15 protein-coding genes are annotated in these 19,738 nt (G+C 64.4%); 13 read left to right on the top strand and 2 right to left on the bottom strand.

The features are described from left to right. On the bottom strand, nucleotides 1-765 hold a 765-nt coding region (locus PTT45_RS13110), incomplete at its 3' end, for a cbb3-type cytochrome c oxidase subunit I (protein WP_273813728.1). A gap of 41 nt (nucleotides 766-806) precedes the next feature. Between PTT45_RS13110 and PTT45_RS13105 the strand changes: the two genes are divergently transcribed. Further along, nucleotides 807-1,475: an alpha/beta family hydrolase gene (locus tag PTT45_RS13105; protein WP_273813727.1), complete on the top strand. Its 669-nt coding sequence runs from the start codon at nucleotides 807-809 to the stop codon at nucleotides 1,473-1,475. A 52-nt stretch (nucleotides 1,476-1,527) separates the two neighbouring features. On the opposite strand, the gene PTT45_RS13100 is transcribed toward PTT45_RS13105, so the two are convergent. Next, the gene (locus PTT45_RS13100; protein WP_273813726.1) at nucleotides 1,528-3,093 is read right to left on the bottom strand and encodes a methyl-accepting chemotaxis protein; all 1,566 of its coding nucleotides are present in this window, start codon (nucleotides 3,091-3,093) and stop codon (nucleotides 1,528-1,530) included. A gap of 676 nt (nucleotides 3,094-3,769) precedes the next feature. Here PTT45_RS13100 and PTT45_RS13095 point away from each other — a divergent pair. From PTT45_RS13095 to PTT45_RS13040, 12 genes are all read left to right on the top strand, one after another. Beyond that, a complete protein-coding gene (locus PTT45_RS13095) occupies nucleotides 3,770-5,080 on the top strand; it encodes a nucleotide sugar dehydrogenase (RefSeq protein WP_273813725.1) in 1,311 nt (436 codons plus the stop codon). 91 nt (nucleotides 5,081-5,171) lie between these two features. Further along, nucleotides 5,172-6,653: a glycosyltransferase family 2 protein gene (locus PTT45_RS13090; RefSeq protein WP_273813724.1), complete on the top strand. Its 1,482-nt coding sequence runs from the start codon at nucleotides 5,172-5,174 to the stop codon at nucleotides 6,651-6,653. A 49-nt stretch (nucleotides 6,654-6,702) separates the two neighbouring features. Next, on the top strand, nucleotides 6,703-7,917 hold the full coding sequence (locus PTT45_RS13085; protein ID WP_273813723.1) for a PilZ domain-containing protein: 1,215 nt from the start codon (nucleotides 6,703-6,705) through the stop codon (nucleotides 7,915-7,917). Further along, a complete protein-coding gene (locus PTT45_RS13080; protein ID WP_273813722.1) occupies nucleotides 7,914-9,284 on the top strand; it encodes an alginate biosynthesis protein AlgK in 1,371 nt (456 codons plus the stop codon). The genes PTT45_RS13085 and PTT45_RS13080 overlap by 4 nt, the downstream gene beginning before the upstream one ends. Next, nucleotides 9,281-10,702, top strand: a complete 1,422-nt coding sequence (locus PTT45_RS13075; RefSeq protein ID WP_273813721.1) for an alginate export family protein — start codon at nucleotides 9,281-9,283, stop codon at nucleotides 10,700-10,702. The genes PTT45_RS13080 and PTT45_RS13075 overlap by 4 nt, the downstream gene beginning before the upstream one ends. 73 nt (nucleotides 10,703-10,775) lie before the next feature. Continuing rightward, nucleotides 10,776-12,263, top strand: a complete 1,488-nt coding sequence (gene algG / locus PTT45_RS13070) for a mannuronan 5-epimerase AlgG (RefSeq protein ID WP_337961741.1) — start codon at nucleotides 10,776-10,778, stop codon at nucleotides 12,261-12,263. Continuing rightward, complete coding sequence (locus tag PTT45_RS13065; protein WP_273813719.1) at nucleotides 12,260-13,675, top strand: alginate O-acetyltransferase; 1,416 nt, start codon at nucleotides 12,260-12,262, stop codon at nucleotides 13,673-13,675. Before algG ends, PTT45_RS13065 begins: the two co-directional genes overlap by 4 nt. Before the next feature lie 66 nt (nucleotides 13,676-13,741). Beyond that, on the top strand, nucleotides 13,742-15,235 hold the full coding sequence (locus PTT45_RS13060) for an MBOAT family O-acyltransferase (RefSeq protein WP_273813718.1): 1,494 nt from the start codon (nucleotides 13,742-13,744) through the stop codon (nucleotides 15,233-15,235). A 12-nt stretch (nucleotides 15,236-15,247) separates the two neighbouring features. Next, nucleotides 15,248-16,399: an alginate O-acetyltransferase gene (locus PTT45_RS13055; RefSeq protein ID WP_273813717.1), complete on the top strand. Its 1,152-nt coding sequence runs from the start codon at nucleotides 15,248-15,250 to the stop codon at nucleotides 16,397-16,399. 17 nt (nucleotides 16,400-16,416) lie between these two features. Then, nucleotides 16,417-17,067: an alginate O-acetyltransferase AlgF gene (locus tag PTT45_RS13050; RefSeq protein WP_273813716.1), complete on the top strand. Its 651-nt coding sequence runs from the start codon at nucleotides 16,417-16,419 to the stop codon at nucleotides 17,065-17,067. 8 nt (nucleotides 17,068-17,075) lie between these two features. After that, nucleotides 17,076-18,185 (top strand): mannuronate-specific alginate lyase, encoded by a 1,110-nt coding sequence (locus PTT45_RS13045; protein ID WP_273813715.1) that lies wholly within the window; start codon nucleotides 17,076-17,078, stop codon nucleotides 18,183-18,185. Between the two features lie 66 nt (nucleotides 18,186-18,251). Beyond that, nucleotides 18,252-19,694 carry a mannose-1-phosphate guanylyltransferase/mannose-6-phosphate isomerase gene (locus PTT45_RS13040; protein WP_273813714.1) on the top strand — a complete coding sequence of 481 codons (1,443 nt, stop codon included), beginning with the start codon at nucleotides 18,252-18,254 and terminating at the stop codon, nucleotides 19,692-19,694. Nucleotides 19,695-19,738: the final 44 nt, after the last annotated feature.

Genomic DNA, 19,738 nt, shown 5'->3' with positions numbered 1-19,738 from the left:
ACCGGCCCAGATGTACAGGGTGATCAGCGCCCAGAAGTGCACGATGGACAGGCGATAGGAGTACACCGGACGTTCGGCCTGCTTCGGCACGAAGTAGTACATCATCCCGAGGAAGCCGGCGGTGAGGAAGAAGCCCACGGCGTTGTGGCCGTACCACCACTGGATCATGGCGTCGGTGGCGCCGGCGTACAGCGAGTAGGACTTGGTCAGGGTGACCGGGATTTCCAGGTTGTTGACGATGTGCAGGATCGCCACGGTGAGGATGAAGCCACCGAAGAACCAGTTGCCCACGTAGATGTGCTTGGTCTTGCGCTTCATCAGCGTGCCGAAGAACACCAGCGCGTAGGCGACCCAGACGATGGTGATGAGGATGTCGATCGGCCACTCCAGCTCCGCATACTCCTTGGAACTGGTCCAGCCCAGTGGCAGGCTGATGGCGGCGAGGACGATCACCAGCTGCCAGCCCCAGAAGGTGAAGGCGGCCAGCTTGTCGGAGATCAGACGGGTCTGACAGGTACGTTGCAGCGAGTAATAGCTGGTGGCGAACAGGGCGCAGCCACCGAAGGCGAAGATCACCGCGTTGGTATGCAATGGGCGTAGACGGCCGAAGCTGGTCCACGGCAAGTTTAAGTTCAGTTCCGGCCATGCCAGCTGAGCGGCGATGAACACGCCGAGCCCCATCCCGACTATGCCCCAAACCACCGTCATAATGGCGAACTGGCGGACCACCTTGTAGTTGTAGGCCGCGCTACTGGTTGTGTTCATGTGTTGGGCTTCCATCCACGGTTATAAAAAGCAGGGCAAGCATGGGTAATGGCAAGGCGGGGTTTATTGACGGGGATCAATGCCGGGAGCGGGGCTGGCTATGGGATGGGGCGGACCGAATGTCGCAGGGCACGCTGATCCTTGCCCATGGCGCCGGTGCGCCGATGGACAGCCCGTTCATGCAGCGCATGGCCGAGCTGCTCGCGCAGGGCGGGGTGAGCGTGCTGCGCTTCGAGTTCCCCTATATGGCGCAGAGGCGTCTGAGCGGCGGCAAGCGCCCGCCGAATCCGCAGGGGCAGCTGCTGGACTGCTGGCGCGAGGTCTATAGCGAGGTGCGCGCGCAGGTGGAGGGGCCGCTCGCCATCGGCGGCAAATCCATGGGCGGGCGCATGGCCAGCCTGCTGGCGGACGAGCTGGGCGCCGATGCGCTGGTCTGCCTGGGCTATCCCTTCTATGCCGCAGGCAAGCCGGAGAAGCCGAGAGTGGCGCATCTGGCGGAGCTGCAAACCCGCAGCCTGATCATCCAGGGCGAGCGCGACGCGCTGGGCAATCGCGAGACGGTAAGCGGCTACCGGCTGGCACCGAGCATCGCCATTGAATGGCTGGCGACAGCCGATCATGACCTGAAGCCGCTGAAGTCCTCGGGCTTCAGCCACGAGCAGCACCTGCAGCACGCGGCGGCAACGGTGGCGGCCTTCCTGCGCGGCTGAATCGCAGGCAGAAAAAAGGCCGGCGATTGCCGGCCTTTTTCATGGCACCCGCTTAGCGGTTGAAGCGCTCCACCAGGGAGTACTGGTCCTGGGCGGTAGCGGTCAGCTCCTTGCTCAGCTGCGCCGTGCTCTGCGCCTCGCCCGAGGTCTGGTCGGCCAGGTGGGCGATGGTGGTGATGTTCTGGTTGATCTCGTCGGCCACCGCGCTCTGTTCCTCGGCGGCGGCGGCTATCTGGTTGGCCATGTCGGTGATGTTGGCCACCGCGTCGCTGATGCCTTGCAGGGCCTCGTCGGCTTTCTGCACGCGCTCCACGCCCTCGTCGGCCTGCTTGCGGCCGATCTCCATGGTCATCACCGCCTCCTCGGCGGTGCGCTGCAGCTTGGCGATCAGCGCGTGGATCTGCTCGGTGGATTCGGCGGTGCGCTGCGCCAGCGAGCGGACCTCATCGGCGACCACGGCGAAGCCACGGCCCATTTCACCGGCGCGTGCGGCCTCGATGGCGGCGTTGAGCGCGAGCAGGTTGGTCTGGTCGGCGATGCCCTTGATCACATCGACCACGCCGCCGATCTCGTTGCTGTCCTGAGCCAGGCGTGACACGGTCTCGCCGGTCTCGCCGACCGACACGGACAGACGCTGAATGGCTGCGCGGGTTTCCGAGGCGACGTTGCGGCCTTCGCCGGTCAGGCGATTGGCCTCCTGGGTGGCGATCGCGGCGCGTGCCACGTTGCTGGCAACTTCCAGGGTGGTTGCGGCCATCTCGTTGATGGCGGTGGCCACCTGTTCGGTTTCCACGCGCTGGCGCTCCAGACCCTCGGAGCTGTTGTGGGCCAGCTTGTCGGCCTCGCGGGCCTGGCTGGTGAGGCGCTCGGCGGTGTCCTGTAGACGGGTGAGGCAGGTTTTCAGGCGTGCTTCCTGGCTGAGCATGGCCATTTCCAGGCGTGCCTCGGCGCCACGGCTGTCGGTGTACATCTGCGCGATCACCGGGTCCGAAGTGGTCTGCTCGGCGAGGCGCAGCAGCCGGCGCACACCGCGGTTCTGCCAGCCGAGGCCGACCAGGCCCAGCGGCACGGAGAGCAGGGCGGCGAGCAGGAAGCCCCAGGTGGAGCCCATCCAGTGGCCGATGAGGAAGCCGATCTGGCTGATCAGGATGAAGGGCACCCAGGCCTGCAGTACCGGGAACCAGCGATCCGTGGCCGGAATCGCCGGCTTGCCGGAGTTGATGCGCGTATAGAGCGCCTCGGCGCGGCGCACCTGCTCGGCGGTCGGCTTGGAGCGGACCGACTCGTATCCCACCACCTGGCCCTTGTCGAGCATCGGCGTGACGTAGGCGTTGACCCAGTAGTGGTCACCATTCTTGCTGCGGTTCTTCACTACCCCCATCCATGGGCGGCCCTTCTTCAGGGTCTGCCACATGTGGTCGAACACCGCCGGCGGTACATCCGGGTGGCGCACCAGGTTATGTGGCGCACGTATCAGCTCATCACGGGAGAAACCGCTGATCTCGATGAAGGCCTCGTTGCAGTAGGTGATCTGCCCCTTGAGGTCGGTAGTCGAGATCAGGCGCTGCTGGGCGGGGAAGGTGCGCTCGCGCTGGGTGACGGGCTGGTTGTTTCTCATGCGGCTCGCTTCTTGGGCGTAGGACTTATGTCATAGAAGTCGGCAGCTTACCGCAAAGGTTGAGCGCGGATGAGGGCGAAATTTGACGGGTTGGATAGGAAGTTTCACTGATATGAAAATTCCATTCGTCCGAATAACAAAAATTAATATGAAACTTTATTTATGAAGTTTAGTCGCTGGTATGTTTCTTACTTGCCTGGTGGCACATTGCCTTAATTAAGTTCTTGCCGCTCCGCTAACTATTTTATGGCGCCATTAATGCGTCACTCCGGTTTTATTGACTGGGATAAATTCATCAGGAGTTTGTGTATGGCGTCAAAAACTAGGTATCGCTTTCTAAAAGATGCGCTGTAATCTGCCTCTTAGAGCGCTCCGAACGCTGTGCTGTCGTAATGATGGCCATCTTGCAAGTTGCACGGTTCGCCACTGATAACTAGATCACTGATTTCAAAAGTTTAACTTTCCTACTGCCCGTCGCGGAACTTTGTTGTTTCACGGCGTATCTGTTTTGCTCGAGGTCGCTTGAACTTCAACCATTTGGAAAGTTGAAGCGCAGCGCGGCCAAAGTAGTAAACAGAGACCAGAGGAAGTTGCTGTCCTGCTGTCCGGTCTCGCGAAGAAGTAGTTGGCAACCATGAGGTTGCCGCATCGATCAACGCAAGGAGGAGATCGTCCAATGCGTATCAGCATCTTTGGGCTTGGCTATGTGGGTGCGGTGTGTGCGGGGTGCCTTTCCGCCAGGGGGCACCAGATCGTCGGGGTGGACATCTCACCGCTGAAAATCGATCTGATCAACGACGGCAAATCGCCGATCGTGGAGCCTGGGCTGGAAGAGCTGCTACAGAAGGGAGTCGCCAGCGGCAAGCTGCGCGGCACGCTGAATGTGCGGGAGGCCATCATGGAGACCGACATCTCCTTCCTGGCACCGCCGACGCCGAGCAAACGCAATGGCGACCTCGACGTGTCCTACATCGAGGAAGTCTGCCAGCAGATCGGCAAGGTCCTGCCGGAGAAATCCAGCCGCCACACCGTGGTGGTACGCAGCACCGTGCTGCCGGGCACCCTGCGCAACGTGGTGATTCCGACCCTGGAGGAGTATTCCGGGCTCAAGGCCGGCAAGGATTTCGGCGTGGCGGTGAACCCCGAATTCCTGCGCGAGAGCACGGCCATCAAGGACTACGACTTCCCGGCGATGACCGTGATCGGTGAGCTGGACCAGACCTCCGGCGACCTGCTGGAAGAGATCTACGGCGAGCTGGACGCGCCGATCATCCGCAAGACCGTCGAGGTCGCCGAGATGATCAAGTACACCTGCAACGTCTGGCACGCGACCAAGATCACCTTCGCCAACGAGATCGGCAACATCGCCAAGGCGGTGGGCGTCGATGGCCGCGAGGTGATGGAAGTGATCTGCCAGGATCACAAGCTCAACCTGTCCAAGTACTACATGAAGCCCGGCTTCGCCTTCGGCGGCTCCTGCCTGCCCAAGGACGTGCGCGCGCTGAACTACCGGGCTACCCAGCTGGACGTCGACTCGCCGCTGATCAGCTCGCTGATGCCGAGCAACGAGGCCCAGGTACGCAACGCCTACAACCTGATCGCCAGCCAGGACAAACGCAGCGTCGCGCTGCTCGGCCTGAGCTTCAAGGCGGGTACCGACGACCTGCGCGAGAGTCCGCTGGTGGAACTGGCCGAGATGCTGATCGGCAAGGGCTTCGACCTGAAGATCTTCGATCGCAACGTCGAGTACGCCCGCGTTCACGGTGCCAACCGTGAGTACATCGAGTCGAAGATCCCCCACGTTTCCTCGCTGCTGCGTTCCGACCTGAATCAGGTGGTGGCAGAGGCCGACGTCATTGTCCTCGGCAATGGTGACGAGCTGTTCGAGACCGTGGTGCAACAGCTGCCCCCGGGCAAGAAGCTCATCGACCTGGTCGGCTTCATGCGTCAGTGCAGCGATGAGGTCAAAGAGGGCCTCTGCTGGTAGCGACTGCTGCGACCACAGGTGCACAGGGCGTTACAACAATAACAACAGCGCCCCCGTTGCAGAGCAGTAAATCAAACGGGGTTAGCAACAAATGGAAAGTATCCAGGGAAGCTTGCGCAACGGCGCAGGTTGGTTGTTCTACATCTCGGTGCTGGGTGGCATGGCCTTGTTGCTGCCGCACAGCGTCTTCGATCCGGAGTCGACGGACTTCCTCCTGCTCCTCGGAGTGGTAGGTATCTGGCGCTACTCGATGGGCGCGATCCACTACGTTCGCGGCCTGATCTTCCTCTATCTGGTCTACCCGCATTACCGCCGCCGGGCACGCAAGCTGGGCACAGCTGCCGACCCGTCGCACGTGTACCTGATGGTGACCAGTTTCCGCATCGACGCTTTGACCACCGCGGCCGTGTACCGCTCGGTGATCCAGGAGGCGATCGACTGCGGCTATCCCACCACCGTGGTCTGCTCCATCGTCGAACTGTCGGACGAGCTGCTGATCAAGAACCTGTGGAATCGGCTGTCGCCGCCCGGGCGCGTGCGCCTGGACATCGTGCGGATTCCCGGCACCGGCAAGCGTGATGGTTTGGCCCAGGGCTTCCGCGCCATCTCCCGGCACCAGCCGGACAACCGCGCCGTGGTGGCGGTGATCGATGGCGATACCGTGCTGTCGCCGGGCGTGGTGCGGCAGACCGCGCCGTACTTCACCCTGTTCGACAACCTCGGCGGTCTCACCACCAACGAGTTCTGCGAGGTGCGTGGCGGCTACGTGATGCAGGAGTGGCACAAGCTGCGCTTCGCCCAGCGGCACATCAACATGTGCTCGATGGCCCTGTCCAAGCGCGTGCTGACCCTGACCGGGCGCATGTCGGTGTTCCGCGCCGAGGTGGTCGTCGACGCGAGCTTCATCGCCGACGTCGAGAACGATCACCTCGAGCACTGGCGCCTGGGCCGCTTCAAGTTCCTCACCGGCGACGACAAGTCCAGCTGGTACAGCCTGATGCGCCTGGGCTACGACACCTTCTACGTGCCGGATGCGGCCATCCACACCGTGGAGCACCCGCCGGAGAAGAGCTTCATCAAGGCCAGCCGCAAGCTGATGTTCCGCTGGTACGGCAACAACCTGCGGCAGAACTCGCGGGCGCTGCACCTCGGCATGCGTCGCCTGGGCGCCTTCACCAGCGTGGTGCTGCTGGACCAGCGCGTATCGATGTGGACCAGCCTGCTCGGGCCTTCGGTGGCGATCATCGCCAGCATCAAGTACGGCTTCGCCTACCTGCTGATCTACCTGCTGTGGATCGGTCTTACCCGGCTGGTGCTGACCCTGCTGCTGCTGGCCTCCGGGCACAGCATCGGGCCGGCCTACCCGTTGATTCTCTATTACAACCAGATCGTCGGCGCCCTCGTGAAGGTGTACGTGTTCTTCCGCCTGGATCAGCAGTCCTGGACGCGCCAGAAAACCAAGCTCAACCGCGACCTCGCCAGCTTCCAGCGCTGGTTCAACACCTGGTCGTCGCGGGCCATGACTTTCTCTGCCGGAAGTGTCTTCGTCGCCGCCCTGATGTGGGTGGTCTAGCGCCCATTGGGCCCCTTTCCAGACTCAAGAATTCATAAAGGAACGAAATATGAGCGCAGTGATCAGCCCCAGCATCAACAGCAACGTGGTTCACGAAGCCGAAGCCCAGCGCCAGTACGCGCGCCTCAAGCTGCCGGCGAAGATCCGCTACCAGACCAAGCAGGGCCAGGTACAGGAGGCCCAGCTGCTGGACCTCTCGGTCGGCGGCTTCTCCTTCCAGCCGGGCAGCAGCGTGCTGCACGAAGGCCAGCACCATCGCGGCCGGCTGATGTTCGAGGTCGAGGGCATCGGCTTCGCCATGGACGTGGAATTCCAGGTTCGCTCCCTGGCCGGCGGCAAACGTGCCGGCTGCGAGTTCCACAACCTCAAGCCGCGCGAGATGTCGGCGCTGCGCTACGTGATCAGCTCCTTCCTCAGCGGTGAGCTGATCAACGTCGGCGACCTGATCAGCACCCTGCAGCGCGAGAACTTCACCAAGGCGCGCAAAGGCGGTGATGGCGCGCCAGTGGGCTTCTTCGGTCGCCTGCGTGCCACCGGCCTGAGCCTGGCAATCTTCCTCGTCGGGGTCGCCGCCTGCACCTACGTGCTGTACCAGCTGTACGACATCTACTTCATCACCCATGCCGACTCGGCCCAGGTCGCCGTACCGGGCCAGCAGGTCTCGCTGCCGCGCGAGGGCGCCGTGCAGGCCCTGGTCAAGGTTGGTGACACCGTGGCCAAGGGCGCGCCGGTGGGCACCTTCTCCTCGAACATGATGGACGTGCTCAAGGGCGTGCTGCCGACCGAGGACCTGACTCCGGACAACCTGCAGCGCCTGTTCGGCAAGACCTTCCAGGGCACCCTGACCAGCCCCTGCGATTGCCGCGTGACCGCCCAGCTGGTCGGTGACGGCCAGACGGCGGGCAAGGGCGCACCGGTGTTCCTGCTGTCGCCGGTGGATGCCGTGGCCACGGTCGAGGCGCGCTTCCCCTATCGCTCGTTCGACGAGCTGCAGCCGGGCACCGTGGTCAGCTTCACCGTCGCCGGCGAAGACAGCGAGCGCAGTGGCCACATCAGCACCCTGGCCCTGCAGGAAGGCGGCCTGGCCTCCGACATCCGCGTGATGATCCAGCCGGACCAGCCGCTGGAGACCGAGCTGGCCAAGCGTCCGGTGGACGTGCGCATCCGTCCGCTCGGCGGCATCTTCGACAACCGCCTGGCCGCCGAAGGCGAAATGCTCGCCAGCAAGCTGATGCCTGCCAGCGACGCGGCGGCAAGCAAATGAACGCCCGGCTGAGCGTAATCGCCCTGTGCGTGGCCGCTGCAGCCGGCTGTGCCCAGTTGCCCGACATGGAACTGGCCAAGCAGGCCAGGACCGGTGGCGACCTGCAGACGGCGGAGAGCAATTTCCGCTCGCTGGCGGAGCTGGGCTACGAGGACGCCGAGGTCGGCCTGGCCGACGTGCTGGTGCAGAGCCCCGACCCGCAGCGCCAGGCCGAGGGCGAGGCCATCTACCGGCGTGCGGCGAATGATTCGCTGATCGCGCGGATCAAGCTGGGCAAGTGGCTGGCGGTCAAGGAGAACGCCAGCGAGGCCGAGCGCCAGGAGGCCAAGAGCCTGCTGCGCGCGGCCATCGACAGCGGCGACCAGAGCGTGCTGCTGGCGCTGGTGCGCCTGGAACTGGCCGAGCCGCAGCCCGATTTCGCTGCGGTCGAGAGCCAGCTCAAGGGCTGGCAGGCCCAGGGCATGCCGCAGGCCAAGCTGGGCTGGATCATGCTGTACCGCGCCCGTGGCGACTACGAGCAGCACCTGGATGAAGTGCGCCAGTCCTGCGAGACCTGGCTCAACGAAGTGGGCGACTGCTACGTGGAGCTGGCCACCGTGTACCGCATCCAGGGCGACGAGGATACGCTCAAGGCGCTGCTGGCGCGGCTCGACGGCGCATATGCCAGCGAGCAGGTGCCGCCGGCGCAGGTCAAGTCGGTGGCCCGTGCCCTGGCGGGCGAGGGCTCCGGCGAGCCGCGCCCGGAGGAGGCCAAGCAGCTCTACGAGATGATCGCGCCGCAATGGCCGGACGCCTGGGCCGGCCTGGCCGACCTGGTGCGTGATTACCCGCAGCTGGGCGAGGGCGAGCAGGTGGTGGAGTACCTGGAGAAGGGCGTCGAAGCCGGCTCCAGCAAGGCTGCCGCCGGCCTCGGTCAGGTCTACCTGAATGGCCAGTTGGTGCCGGCCGAGCCGGACAAGGCCGAGAAGTACCTGCTGATGGCCGCGCCGCAGGAGCCCAAGGCGCGAATCATGCTGGCGCGCCTGTACCGCGAGGGGAAACTCGGCGCCGTCGAGCCGGACAAGGCCCGCGATCAACTGCTGATCGTCGCGCGCAGCGGCAACCCCAGCGCCGACGTGGCCCTGGCCCAGCTGTTCGGCGAGGGCCGTGGCATCCGCATCAACCCCGTCTACGCGTACGGCTTCGCCACGTTGGCCAAAGAGCAGGGCATGCCCCAGGCCGACCAGTGGCTAGAGCGCATCGCGCCACGCCTGCAGCCCGGTGACATGGAGCGGGTGAGGGCGATGGTGGCCAAGGAAAAGGCGGCCAGGACCGGCGAACAGCTGAGTCTGGGCTCCTCCAATAATCAAGTGCGGGAAACACTATGACCTTCAGAAGATCTCTGCTCAGTGTCGTCATTGCGGCCAGTGGGACCTTGACCGTCAGTGGCGTGCGCGCCGAAGAAGCGTCCAGCTTCGATTACGGCATCAACTTCAAATTCACCGCCCAGTCCACCGAAGACCTGGACCTGGGCACCCAGGACGAAGGCGACTTCAACGGCGTCGGCCTCAGCGCTCGGCCCTGGGTTTATGGCACGCATGGCGACTGGTCGGGCTATGTGCTCGGCGAGGCCTTCGTCGCCAGCGATGTGCTGGAGTCGTCGCAGGTCAACGGCGACACCATCGATTCTTCCGACTCCCGCGAGCGTGACGAGAACTTCCTCGCGCTGCACGAATTCTGGGTCGACTACGGCGGCCTGACGTCCTACCCCGGCGAATCGCTGCGCTTCGGTCGCCAGCGCATTCGCGCTAACGATGGCCTGTGGTGGGACACCAATATCGAAGCGCTGCGCTGGAACTTCGAGACCACGCTGCTCGACGCCCACATCGGCGTGGCCGAGCGCTTCAGCGACTACCGCACCGACCTCGACGAACTGGCGCCCCAGGACGAGGATCGCCAGCACTTCATGGCTGACGTCTCCACCCAGTGGCGTCCTGGCCACTGGGCCGGCCTCAAGCTGCACCACAGCCGCGACAACGGCAGCCTGCCCAAGCCTGGCGAGCGCATCGACGAGCTGAGCAAGACCTACACCGGCGACATCACCTGGCTCGGCGCCGAACTCAACGGCGACTTCTTCAATCCGCGCAGCACCGCGCCGCTCAACTACTGGGCCGCCGCCACCGTGATGCAGGGTGATGCCGAGCTGCTGCAGACCAGCAACGTCAGTGGCGAACGCCTGGCCGTAGGCAGTCGCGACCAGGACGTCGATGGCTGGGCCATCGACCTCGGCCTGCGCTGGAACATCGATGAAAGCTGGCGCGTCGGCGGCACCCTGTCGCGGGCCAGCGGTGGTGGCGACGGTGACGGCAATTCCGACCAGTTCATGCAGACCGACCTGCAGAGCAACCGCGCGCGCTTCACCGGCACCCGCTCCACCGTGCACCGCTTCGGTGAGGCCTACCGTGGCGAGCTGAACAACCTGCAGGCCGCGTCGCTGTTCGGCAGCTGGGTCATGGACAAGAAGTACGACGCCAGCCTGGTCTACCACCGCTTCTGGCGCGTGGACGACGACGCGGACAGCGCCAGCGGCCTGAACGTGGCCCTGCAGCCGGGCGAGAAGGACCTGGGCCAGGAAGTCGACCTGGTGCTGACCCGCTATTTCGAGCGCAGCGAGCTGGGCGTGGTCGAGGCCGACTCGGCCCTGGTACGCCTGCGTGGCGGCGTGTTCTTCCCTGGCGATGCCTTTGGCAGTGGCACCGATTCGAGCATGCACCGGGTCATGCTCGACGTGATCTGGCGTTATTGAGGAGGCGAGCATGAACCAGTGCAATCACAGCTGGCCACGCGGCGTCGGGCTTGGCCTCTGCGCCTGGCTGGCGATGGCCGGCAGCGCCCAGGCGGTGAATACCGAGGCCTCGCCCGAGAACTATCGGGTGAGCAGTGCGCCGGCCGAACCGCTGCACATGGAGGCGCCCAAGCTGCCGGACCTGACGCCCTACACCCCAGAGGCGGTGCAAGCCAAGATCCAGCGCAAGCCGGTGGGCAGCGTCGGCCTGCAACGCATGATCGGCATGGATCAGCTGAGCGAGTTCACCGGGGGTGACCAGCGCCTGCGCGAGTGGGTCAGCCGCCAGGGCGGCATGCCGCAGGCCATCGTCATCCAGGGTGGCTACGTCACCCCGGCCGACCTGGCCAAGGCACTGCAGCCGCGCTATTTCGAGGAGACCGAACCGGGCATCTACACCCTGCGTCTGCCGCTGGTGGTGATGCCTGGCGCGACCCTGCACATCGATCAGGCGACCAAAGATTTCCGCCTGTCCAAGGATCGCGGCGCGTTTATCGTCAACGACGGCAAGCTGTTCGTCACCGACACCCGCGTCACCGCCTGGAACGAGGCGAAGAAGGAACAGGACTGGTTCGCCAAGAAGGGCGAGTTCCGCCCCTTCATCAACTCCTGGGGCGGCACCGAGACCTACATCGTCGGCTCGACCATCTCCAGCCTCGGTTACACCAAGAGTAAGTCCTACGGCTTCTCGATCTCGCAGTACAGCCCGTCGATGAACCCGAAGATGAAGCGCGGCCATCCCACCGGCTGGCTGCTCAACTCGATGTGGGATGACATGTGGTACGGCTTCTACTGCTACGAGGCCGACGACGTGGTGATTCGCGGCAACACCTACCGCAACAACCTGGTCTACGGCATCGACCCGCACGACCGTTCGCGGCGGCTGATCATTGCCGAGAACACCGCCTACGGCACCAAGCAGAAGCACGGCATCATCATCTCGCGCGAGGTCAACGACAGCTGGATCTTCAACAACCGTTCCTACGAGAACGAGCTGTCCGGCATCGTCATCGACCGTAGCAGCGTGAACAACGTGCTGGCCTACAACGAGACGTACCGCAACAAGTCCGACGGCGTGACCATCTACGAGAGCGGCAACAACCTGCTGTGGGGCAACAAGGCCTACAACAACCAGCGCCACGGCATCCGCGTGCGCAACAGCATGAACGTCAAGCTGTACGAGAACCTGGTGGTTACCAACGGCAAGCTCGGCGTCTACGGCCACGTGAAGGACCTCAGCAATACCGACCGCGACATCCTGCTCGACCCCTTTGAGACCAACATCTCCATGCTCATCGTCGGCGGCAAGCTGGTGGCCAACGCCTCCGGGCCGATGGGGGTGGATTCGCCCCTGAGCCTCGAGCTCTACCGCGTGGAAATGCTCTCACCGACCAAGAGTGCCGGCATCACCCTGCCGGGCATCCTCGGCCCCTTCCAGGACAAGATCCTCGACCTGATGGTGCGCCAGGACAAACCGGTACTGATCGATTACCTCGGCAAGGACATGGAGGCCGCACGATGAGCCTGTTTCCAAGCGTTCGCAGCAGCATGGCGCTGGGCCTGCTGCTGTCCGCATCGACCGCCTTCGCGGCGGAGTTTCCCCAGTACGACATCGAGCTGATCGACGGCCTGTGCCCGGCGGCGCACAACCCGGCCAACTACAACACCAAGGAACTCGACTTCCACAGCATGCTGATCGACGGGCAGAACGGCTGGCTGTTCCGCACCAAGAACGACCTACGCACCGACATCGGCACCACGCCGCAAGGCTACGCCCAGCTCAAGCGCTTCCGCGATGCGCTGAAGGCGCGTGGTACCGAGCTGCTGATCGTGTTCCAGCCGACCAAGGGCCTGGTGGTGCGCAACAAGCTGACGCCGGAGTGGTACTCCAAGTTCGACTACGAGACGGCGAAGGCCAACTACATCAAGACCATCGAGAACTTCCGCAAGGCGGGGATCTGGGCGGCCGACTATTCGCCGCTGTTCGACGAGCAGGGCAAGAAAACTGACTTCTTCTTCAAGGACGACCACCACTGGACCCCGCGCGGCGCCAAGGACACGGCCAGGCTGACGGCCGAGGTGCTGAAGCAGATTCCGGCCTACGCCGACATGCCGAAGAAGGAGTTCGTCACCAAGCGCGTCGGCATCCTCGGCAGCCCGGGCAGCTCCGGCGAGGCGGCGGGCAAGATCTGCAACAACAGCTACGACACCGAGTACGTCGACCGCTTCACTACCGAGCCGGCGGACGAAAGCTCCGGCGACAGCCTGTTCGGCGACGAGTCCAGCGCCGACGTGGTGCTGGTCGGCACCAGTAACAGCGGCGTCGCCTACAACTTCGCCGGCTACCTGGAGCAGTACAGCGGCGTGTCGGTGATGAACATGGCTGTCACCGGTGGCGGCTACGAGGCGGCCATGCTGCAGCTGCTGGCCAGCGAGGAGTTCCAGAAGAAGCCGCCCAAGGTGGTGGTCTGGGAGTTCGCCACCCACTACGACATGTCGCTGCGCGACTTCTACCGCCAGGCCGTGCCCATGGTCGACAACGGCTGCGTCGGCCAGCCGGCGCTGATGACCGGCAAGGTCAAGCTGCACCCGGGCAACAACCAGGTCCTGCTCAATGGCACCAATGGCCTGAAGGAGCTGCGCAGCGCCGACCACATGATCGACGTGCGCTTCAGCGACCCGGCCATCCACGAGGCCAAGAGCACCGTCTGGTACTTCAGCGGGCGCAAGGAGGGCTACAAGCTGGAGCAGAGCGAGCGCATCGATACCGGTGGCCGCTACCTGTTCGAGCTGCGCGACGAAAACGACTGGGCCGACCTGACCCTCATGGGTCTGGAAATGGAAGCGCCCGAGAACATGCCGGAAGGCCTCACGGTGGAAGCCACCGTGTGCAAGCGCCGCACCAGCGGCCAGCACCTCGCCAGCAACCCATGATTCTGCCTTGTTCCGGCCCGGCCGCTGCGGCGGCCGGTGGCAAACCCATTCCCAGGAGAAGCTAGGATGGTTTTCTCGTCGAACGTGTTTCTGTTCCTGTTCCTGCCGATTTTCCTCGGCCTGTACTACCTGAGCGGCAATCGCTACCGCAACCTGCTGTTGCTGGTCGCCAGCTACATCTTCTACGCCTGGTGGCGGGTGGACTTCCTCGCGCTGTTCGCCGCCGTCACCGTGTTCAACTACTGGATCGGCCTGCGCATCGGCGCCGCGGGCGTGCGTACCAAGGCCGCGCAGCGCTGGCTGATTCTCGGGGTGGTGGTCGACCTCTGCGTGCTGGGCTACTTCAAGTACGCCAACTTCGGGGTCGAGAGCTTCAACATGGTGGTCAGCTCGTTCGGCATGGACCCCTTCGTGCTGACGCACATCCTGCTGCCGATCGGCATCTCGTTCTACGTGTTCGAGTCGATCAGCTACATCATCGATGTGTACCGCGGCGATACGCCGGCGACCCACAACCTGATCGACTTCGCGGCCTTCGTGGCGATCTTCCCGCACCTGATCGCCGGCCCGGTGCTGCGCTTCCGCGACCTGGTGGACCAGTTCAACCACCGTACCCACACCGTGGACAAGTTCGCCGAGGGCTGCACGCGCTTCATGCAGGGTTTCATCATGAAGGTGTTCATCGCCGACAGCGTGGCGCCGATTGCCGACCACTGCTTCGCGCTGTCCGACCCGACCACGGGTGAGGCCTGGCTGGGCGCGGTGGCCTACACCGCGCAGCTGTACTTCGACTTCGCCGGCTACAGCAGCATGGCCATCGGCCTGGGCCTGATGATGGGCTTCCGCTTCATGGAGAACTTCAACCAGCCCTACATCAGCCAGTCGATCACCGAGTTCTGGCGGCGCTGGCACATCAGCCTGTCCACCTGGCTGCGCGACTACCTGTACATCAGCCTGGGCGGCAACCGCGGCAGTACCTTCCAGACCTACCGCAACCTGTTCCTGACCATGCTGCTGGGCGGCCTGTGGCACGGCGCCAACTTCACCTACATCATCTGGGGCGCCTGGCACGGCATGTGGTTGGCCATCGAGCGTGCCCTGGGCACGGACGCTGCGCCGCGCACCATCAACCCGCTGAAATGGGCGTTCACCTTCCTGCTGGTGGTGCTCGGCTGGGTGATCTTCCGCGCCGAGAACCTAGATGTGGCCTGGCGTATGTATTCGGCCATGTTCGAGTTCTCCGACTGGGGGCTGTCCGAGCTCACCGTCGCACAGCTCACCAGCCTGCAGATCGCCACCCTGGTGCTGGCCTACGGCGTGATCGCCTTCTTCGGCATCCGCCAGTTCTACGCCAATCCGCTGACCAGCCAGGCGCCCAAGGCCAAGGCCGGCGAGGAGGGCGGTGTGGCTCCGCTGGGCGGTGCCACTGCGGTGGCCGCCGGCGTGGCTCCGGCCTACGCGGTCGCGCTTGGCCGGCTGCTGGTCCTGCTGCTGTTTGTCGCCTCGGTACTGAAGCTGTCGGCGCAAAGCTTTTCACCCTTCCTGTACTTCCAGTTCTGAGGAGGAGCCGACATGCGCACCATCCATATCCTCTACAGCCTGACCTTCGTCGTGGTGCTCGCGGCGCTGTCGCTGGCTTCGCTGCCGAATCTGTTCCGTTTCTCGGCGGCCTCGGAGACCACCTTCCTCAACGGCAAGCTGACCCACGCCATCGAGAAACACTATGACAAGGGCTTCCCGGTCAAGGAGCTCGGTACCAATGCCTGGGCAGCTCTGGAGTACGGCCTGTTCGGCGAGGGCCGTCCCGGCGTGGTGATCGGCCGCGAGGGCTGGCTGTTCACCAGCGAGGAGTTCAAGCCTGCGATCAAGCCGAGCCAGGTCGAAGACAACTGGAAACTGATCAGCGGCGTGCGCGACGAACTGCAGCGCCGTGGCATCCAGCTGCAGGTCGTGCTGCTGCCAGCCAAGGCGCGGCTGTATCCGGAGTTCGTTGCCGGTCAGCGCCCGGTGGCCCAGCAACAGGCGCTGTACGAGCAGGCTCGCCAGCGTCTGGCCGGTCTCGGCCTGCAGGGCGCCAACCTGTACAGCGTGCTGGAGGAGGGCAAGGACCAGGGCCTGGTGTTCCTGCGTACTGACACCCACTGGACCCCGCTGGGCGCCGAACTGGCGGCTCGTGCGGTGGCCGAGGACCTGCTGCAGCGCAACCTGTGGCACAGCGGCGAGCTGACCTACGAGACCCGCCAGGTCGGCAGCGAGACGCACAAGGGCGACCTGCTCAGCTACCTGCCGCTGGACCCGTACTTCGCCGCGATGCAACCGGCGAAGGAACCCTTGGAGAAACGCGTGACCGAACAGAGTGACGAGGGCGGTGGCGATCTGTTCGGCGACAGCGCACCGCAGATAGCTCTGGTCGGTACCAGCTACAGCGCCAATCCCAAGTGGAACTTCCTCGGCGCGCTGCGCCAGGCGCTGGGCGCCGACCTCTACAACTACGCCGAGGATGGCCACGGCCCGCTGGTGCCGATGCTGCGCCTGCTGGCCAAGGGCGAGGAGGAGACCCAGGGCCTCAAACTGGTGCTGTGGGAGGTGCCGGAGCGCTACCTGGCCCTGTCCAGCGACCTCAGCGAATTCGATCCGCAATGGCTGGCCCAGCTGGGCTCCGGCCAGGAACCGGCCGAACGACTGGCCGTGAAAGGCTCCGCCAAACCCGTGGCGGCCCAATGAGTACTCATGAAAGGAAGATGACCATGCAAACCACCCTTCGCAAGCTGGCCCTGGGACTGGGCTGCCTTAGCCTCGCGGCTGCCATGAACGTCGCCCATGCCGACGAGGGCGGCCTCTACGGCCCGACCGCGCCGGCCGGCTCGGCCTTCGTGCGCGCCTATAACGCCGGTTCCTCGGAGCTCAACCTGAGCCTTGGCTCGGTCAACATCAAGGACGTATCGCCGCGCGGCAGCAGCGACTTCTCCTTCCTCCCGGCCGGTAGCTACAGCGCTAGTGCCGCAGGCAAGAGCCTGCCGGTGAACCTCAAGGCAAACCAGTACTACACCCTGGTGCAGATGCCCGGCGGCGACCTCAACCTGGTCGAGGACCCGGCCTTCAAGAACCGCCAGAAGGCCCTGGTGCGGGTGCAGAACCTGTCCGATACCCCGGTCACCCTGAAGACCGCCGACGGCAAGACCGAGGTTGTTCCGGCAGTGGCGGGCAAGGGTCGTGGTGATCGCGAGATCAACCCGGTCAAGGTGCGCCTAGCACTGTTCTCCGGTGACAAGAAGGTCAGCGACCTCAACCAGGTCGTGCTCGAGCGCGGCGAAGTGGCTGCGCTCTACGTCACCGGCAGCGGCTCCAGCCTGACCCCGGTGTGGGTACAGCGTCCGGCGGGCGCAGAGTAATGCGGCCGATGCCGACGCGTCTGGGCCTGTCCGTCGCGGTGCTGAGCGCATTGCTGACGGGCTGCTCGCCGAGCCACACCGGTGGTTCGGCGGGCTCCTCTACGCTGGTGGCGCCGACCGGTTACTACCGGGCCGCGCCCGAGGCGGAGGGCAAGCCGCGCGAATGCGAGAAGCCGCCACAGCCCTATACCGGCAGCCTGAACTTCCCCAGCAAGTACGAAGGCTCTGGCAAGGCGCGTGACCAGCTCAACCGCGGCGCCGAGCAGCGCTATCTCAAGCTCACCGGCGACATGCGCGAGATGGAAATGGGCGTCAACCGCATGGTCGGCCGCTACTTCAAGTACGGCCGCCCGCAGGAAGTCGATTGCGCCATGCAGTGGCTGGAGGCCTGGGCCGATGCCGGCGCGCTGCTCAACGACGAGCACAACCACACCGGCATGTCGGTGCGCAAATGGACCCTGGGCAGCCTGACCGGCGCCTACCTGCAGCTTAAGTTCTCCACCTCGCAGCCGCTGAAGGCCCACGCCGCGCAGAGCCAGAAGGTCGAGGCCTGGTTCGGCAAGCTGGCCGACAAGGTGGTGAGCGACTGGAATGCCTACCCCAAGGAACGCAGCAACAACCACAACTACTGGGCGGCCTGGTCGGTGATGGCGAGTGCCGTGGCACTCGATCGCCGCGATCTGTTCGACTGGTCGGTTGAACAATATCGCCGCGGCGTGGATCAGATAACCAATGACGGCTATCTACCCCGCGAGCTGGTGCGCGAGACCCGCGCGCTGTCCTACCACAACTACAGCATCGCGCCGCTGCTGATGGTTTCCGCCTTCGCCAAGGCCAATGGCCTCGACCTGCGCGGCGAGAACGATGGCGCCATGCTGCGCCTGGTCAAGAACGTGGAGAACGGCCTCCGCGACCCACAGAAATTCCAAGAAAAAACCGGCCATGAGCAGGCAGATGTCGACCTGCAACAGAGCAGCCGGTTTGCCTGGCTGGAGCCTTACTGCGCGCTGTATCCGTGCTCGCAGAGCACCAATGCGTGGCGACGCTCGATCGAGCCACTGAGCACCTACCGGCTCGGTGGCGACCTGACCCAGCTGTTTTCCGGGCAACTGCCTTGAGTTCGGCCCTGATGTTCAACCCCGGGCTTGGCCCGGGAACGACAGAGATTTGAAAGGAGAAACACCATGATTCCGGTAATCCTCTCTGGCGGTAGCGGTTCACGCCTCTGGCCCCTGTCCCGCAAGATGTACCCCAAGCAGTTCCTCGCCCTGACCGGCGAGCAGTCGCTGTTCCAGCAGACGCTGAAGCGGCTGAGCTTCGATGGCATGCAGAAGCCCCTGGTGGTGTGCAACGTCGAGCACCGTTTCATCGTCAACGAGCAGCTGACCAAGATCGGTATCACCACGCAGAGCATGGTGCTCGAACCCTTCGGTCGTAACACCGCGCCGGCGGTGGCCATGGCTGCGCTGCAACTGCTCGCCGAGGGCCGTGACGAGCTGATGCTGGTTCTGCCGGCCGACCATGTGATCGATGACGAGCTGGGCCTGCGCAAAGCGCTGGAGCTGGCGCGCATCGCTGCCGACGAGGGCGAGATGGTGCTGTTCGGCATCCCGGCCAACAGCCCCGAGACCGGCTTCGGCTACATCAAGGCGGCGCGTCTGGAGGAGGGCGACGACCTGGTGCCGGGCGCCTATCGCGTCCAGCAGTTCGTCGAGAAACCCGATCACGAGCGCGCCAGCGAGTTCGTGCGCAGCGGCGGCTACTACTGGAACAGCGGCATGTTCCTGTTCCGCGCCAGCCGCTTCCTCGACGAGCTGCGCAGCCACGAACCGGACATCTACGACACCTGCGTGCTGGCCCTGGAGCGCAGTAAGGCGGTGGACGGTGTGGTCAACATCGACCCCGGTACCTTCGAGTGCTGCCCGGACAACTCCATCGACTACGCGGTGATGGAGAAAACCAGCCGCGCCTGCGTGGTACCGCTGGCCGCTGGCTGGAACGACGTGGGTAGCTGGTCCTCGCTGTGGGACGTGCACGAGAAGGACAGCGACGGCAACGTGCTCAAGGGCGACGTGGTGACCCACTCCAGCCACAACAGCTTCGTGCACGGCACCTCCAAGCTGGTGACCCTGATCGGCATGGACGACGTGGTGGTGGTCGAAACCAAGGACGCGGTGATGATCGCCCACAAGAACGCCGTGCAGGACGTGAAGAAGCTTGTCAACGTGCTGGACTCCCAGGGCCGCCAGGAAACCCAGAGCCATTGCGCTGTGTACCGCCCCTGGGGCAGCTACGACTCGGTGGACAACGGCAACCGCCACCAGGTCAAGCACATCACCGTGCGCCCCGGCGCGCAGTTGTCGCTGCAGATGCACCACCACCGCGCCGAGCACTGGATCGTGGTGTCCGGCACGGCTCAGGTGACCTGTGACGACAAGGTGTTCCTGCTCACCGAGAACCAGTCGACCTACATCCCGATTGCCTCGGTGCATCGCCTGGCCAACCCCGGCAAGATCCCGCTGGAGATCATCGAGGTGCAGTCGGGCAGCTACCTGGGCGAGGACGATATCGAGCGCCTGGAAGACGTCTACGGCCGCACCCAGCTGCAGTCGGCGTCGGTCGGTTGATGTAGTTTGCGTGCATGAAAAAGGGCGGCCAGTGGCCGCCCTTT

The organism is Pseudomonas sp. Gutcm_11s, assembly GCF_028649395.1.
In the GTDB taxonomy this organism is placed as follows: domain Bacteria; phylum Pseudomonadota; class Gammaproteobacteria; order Pseudomonadales; family Pseudomonadaceae; genus Aquipseudomonas.
This window is presented reverse-complemented; position numbering and strand designations above follow the sequence as displayed.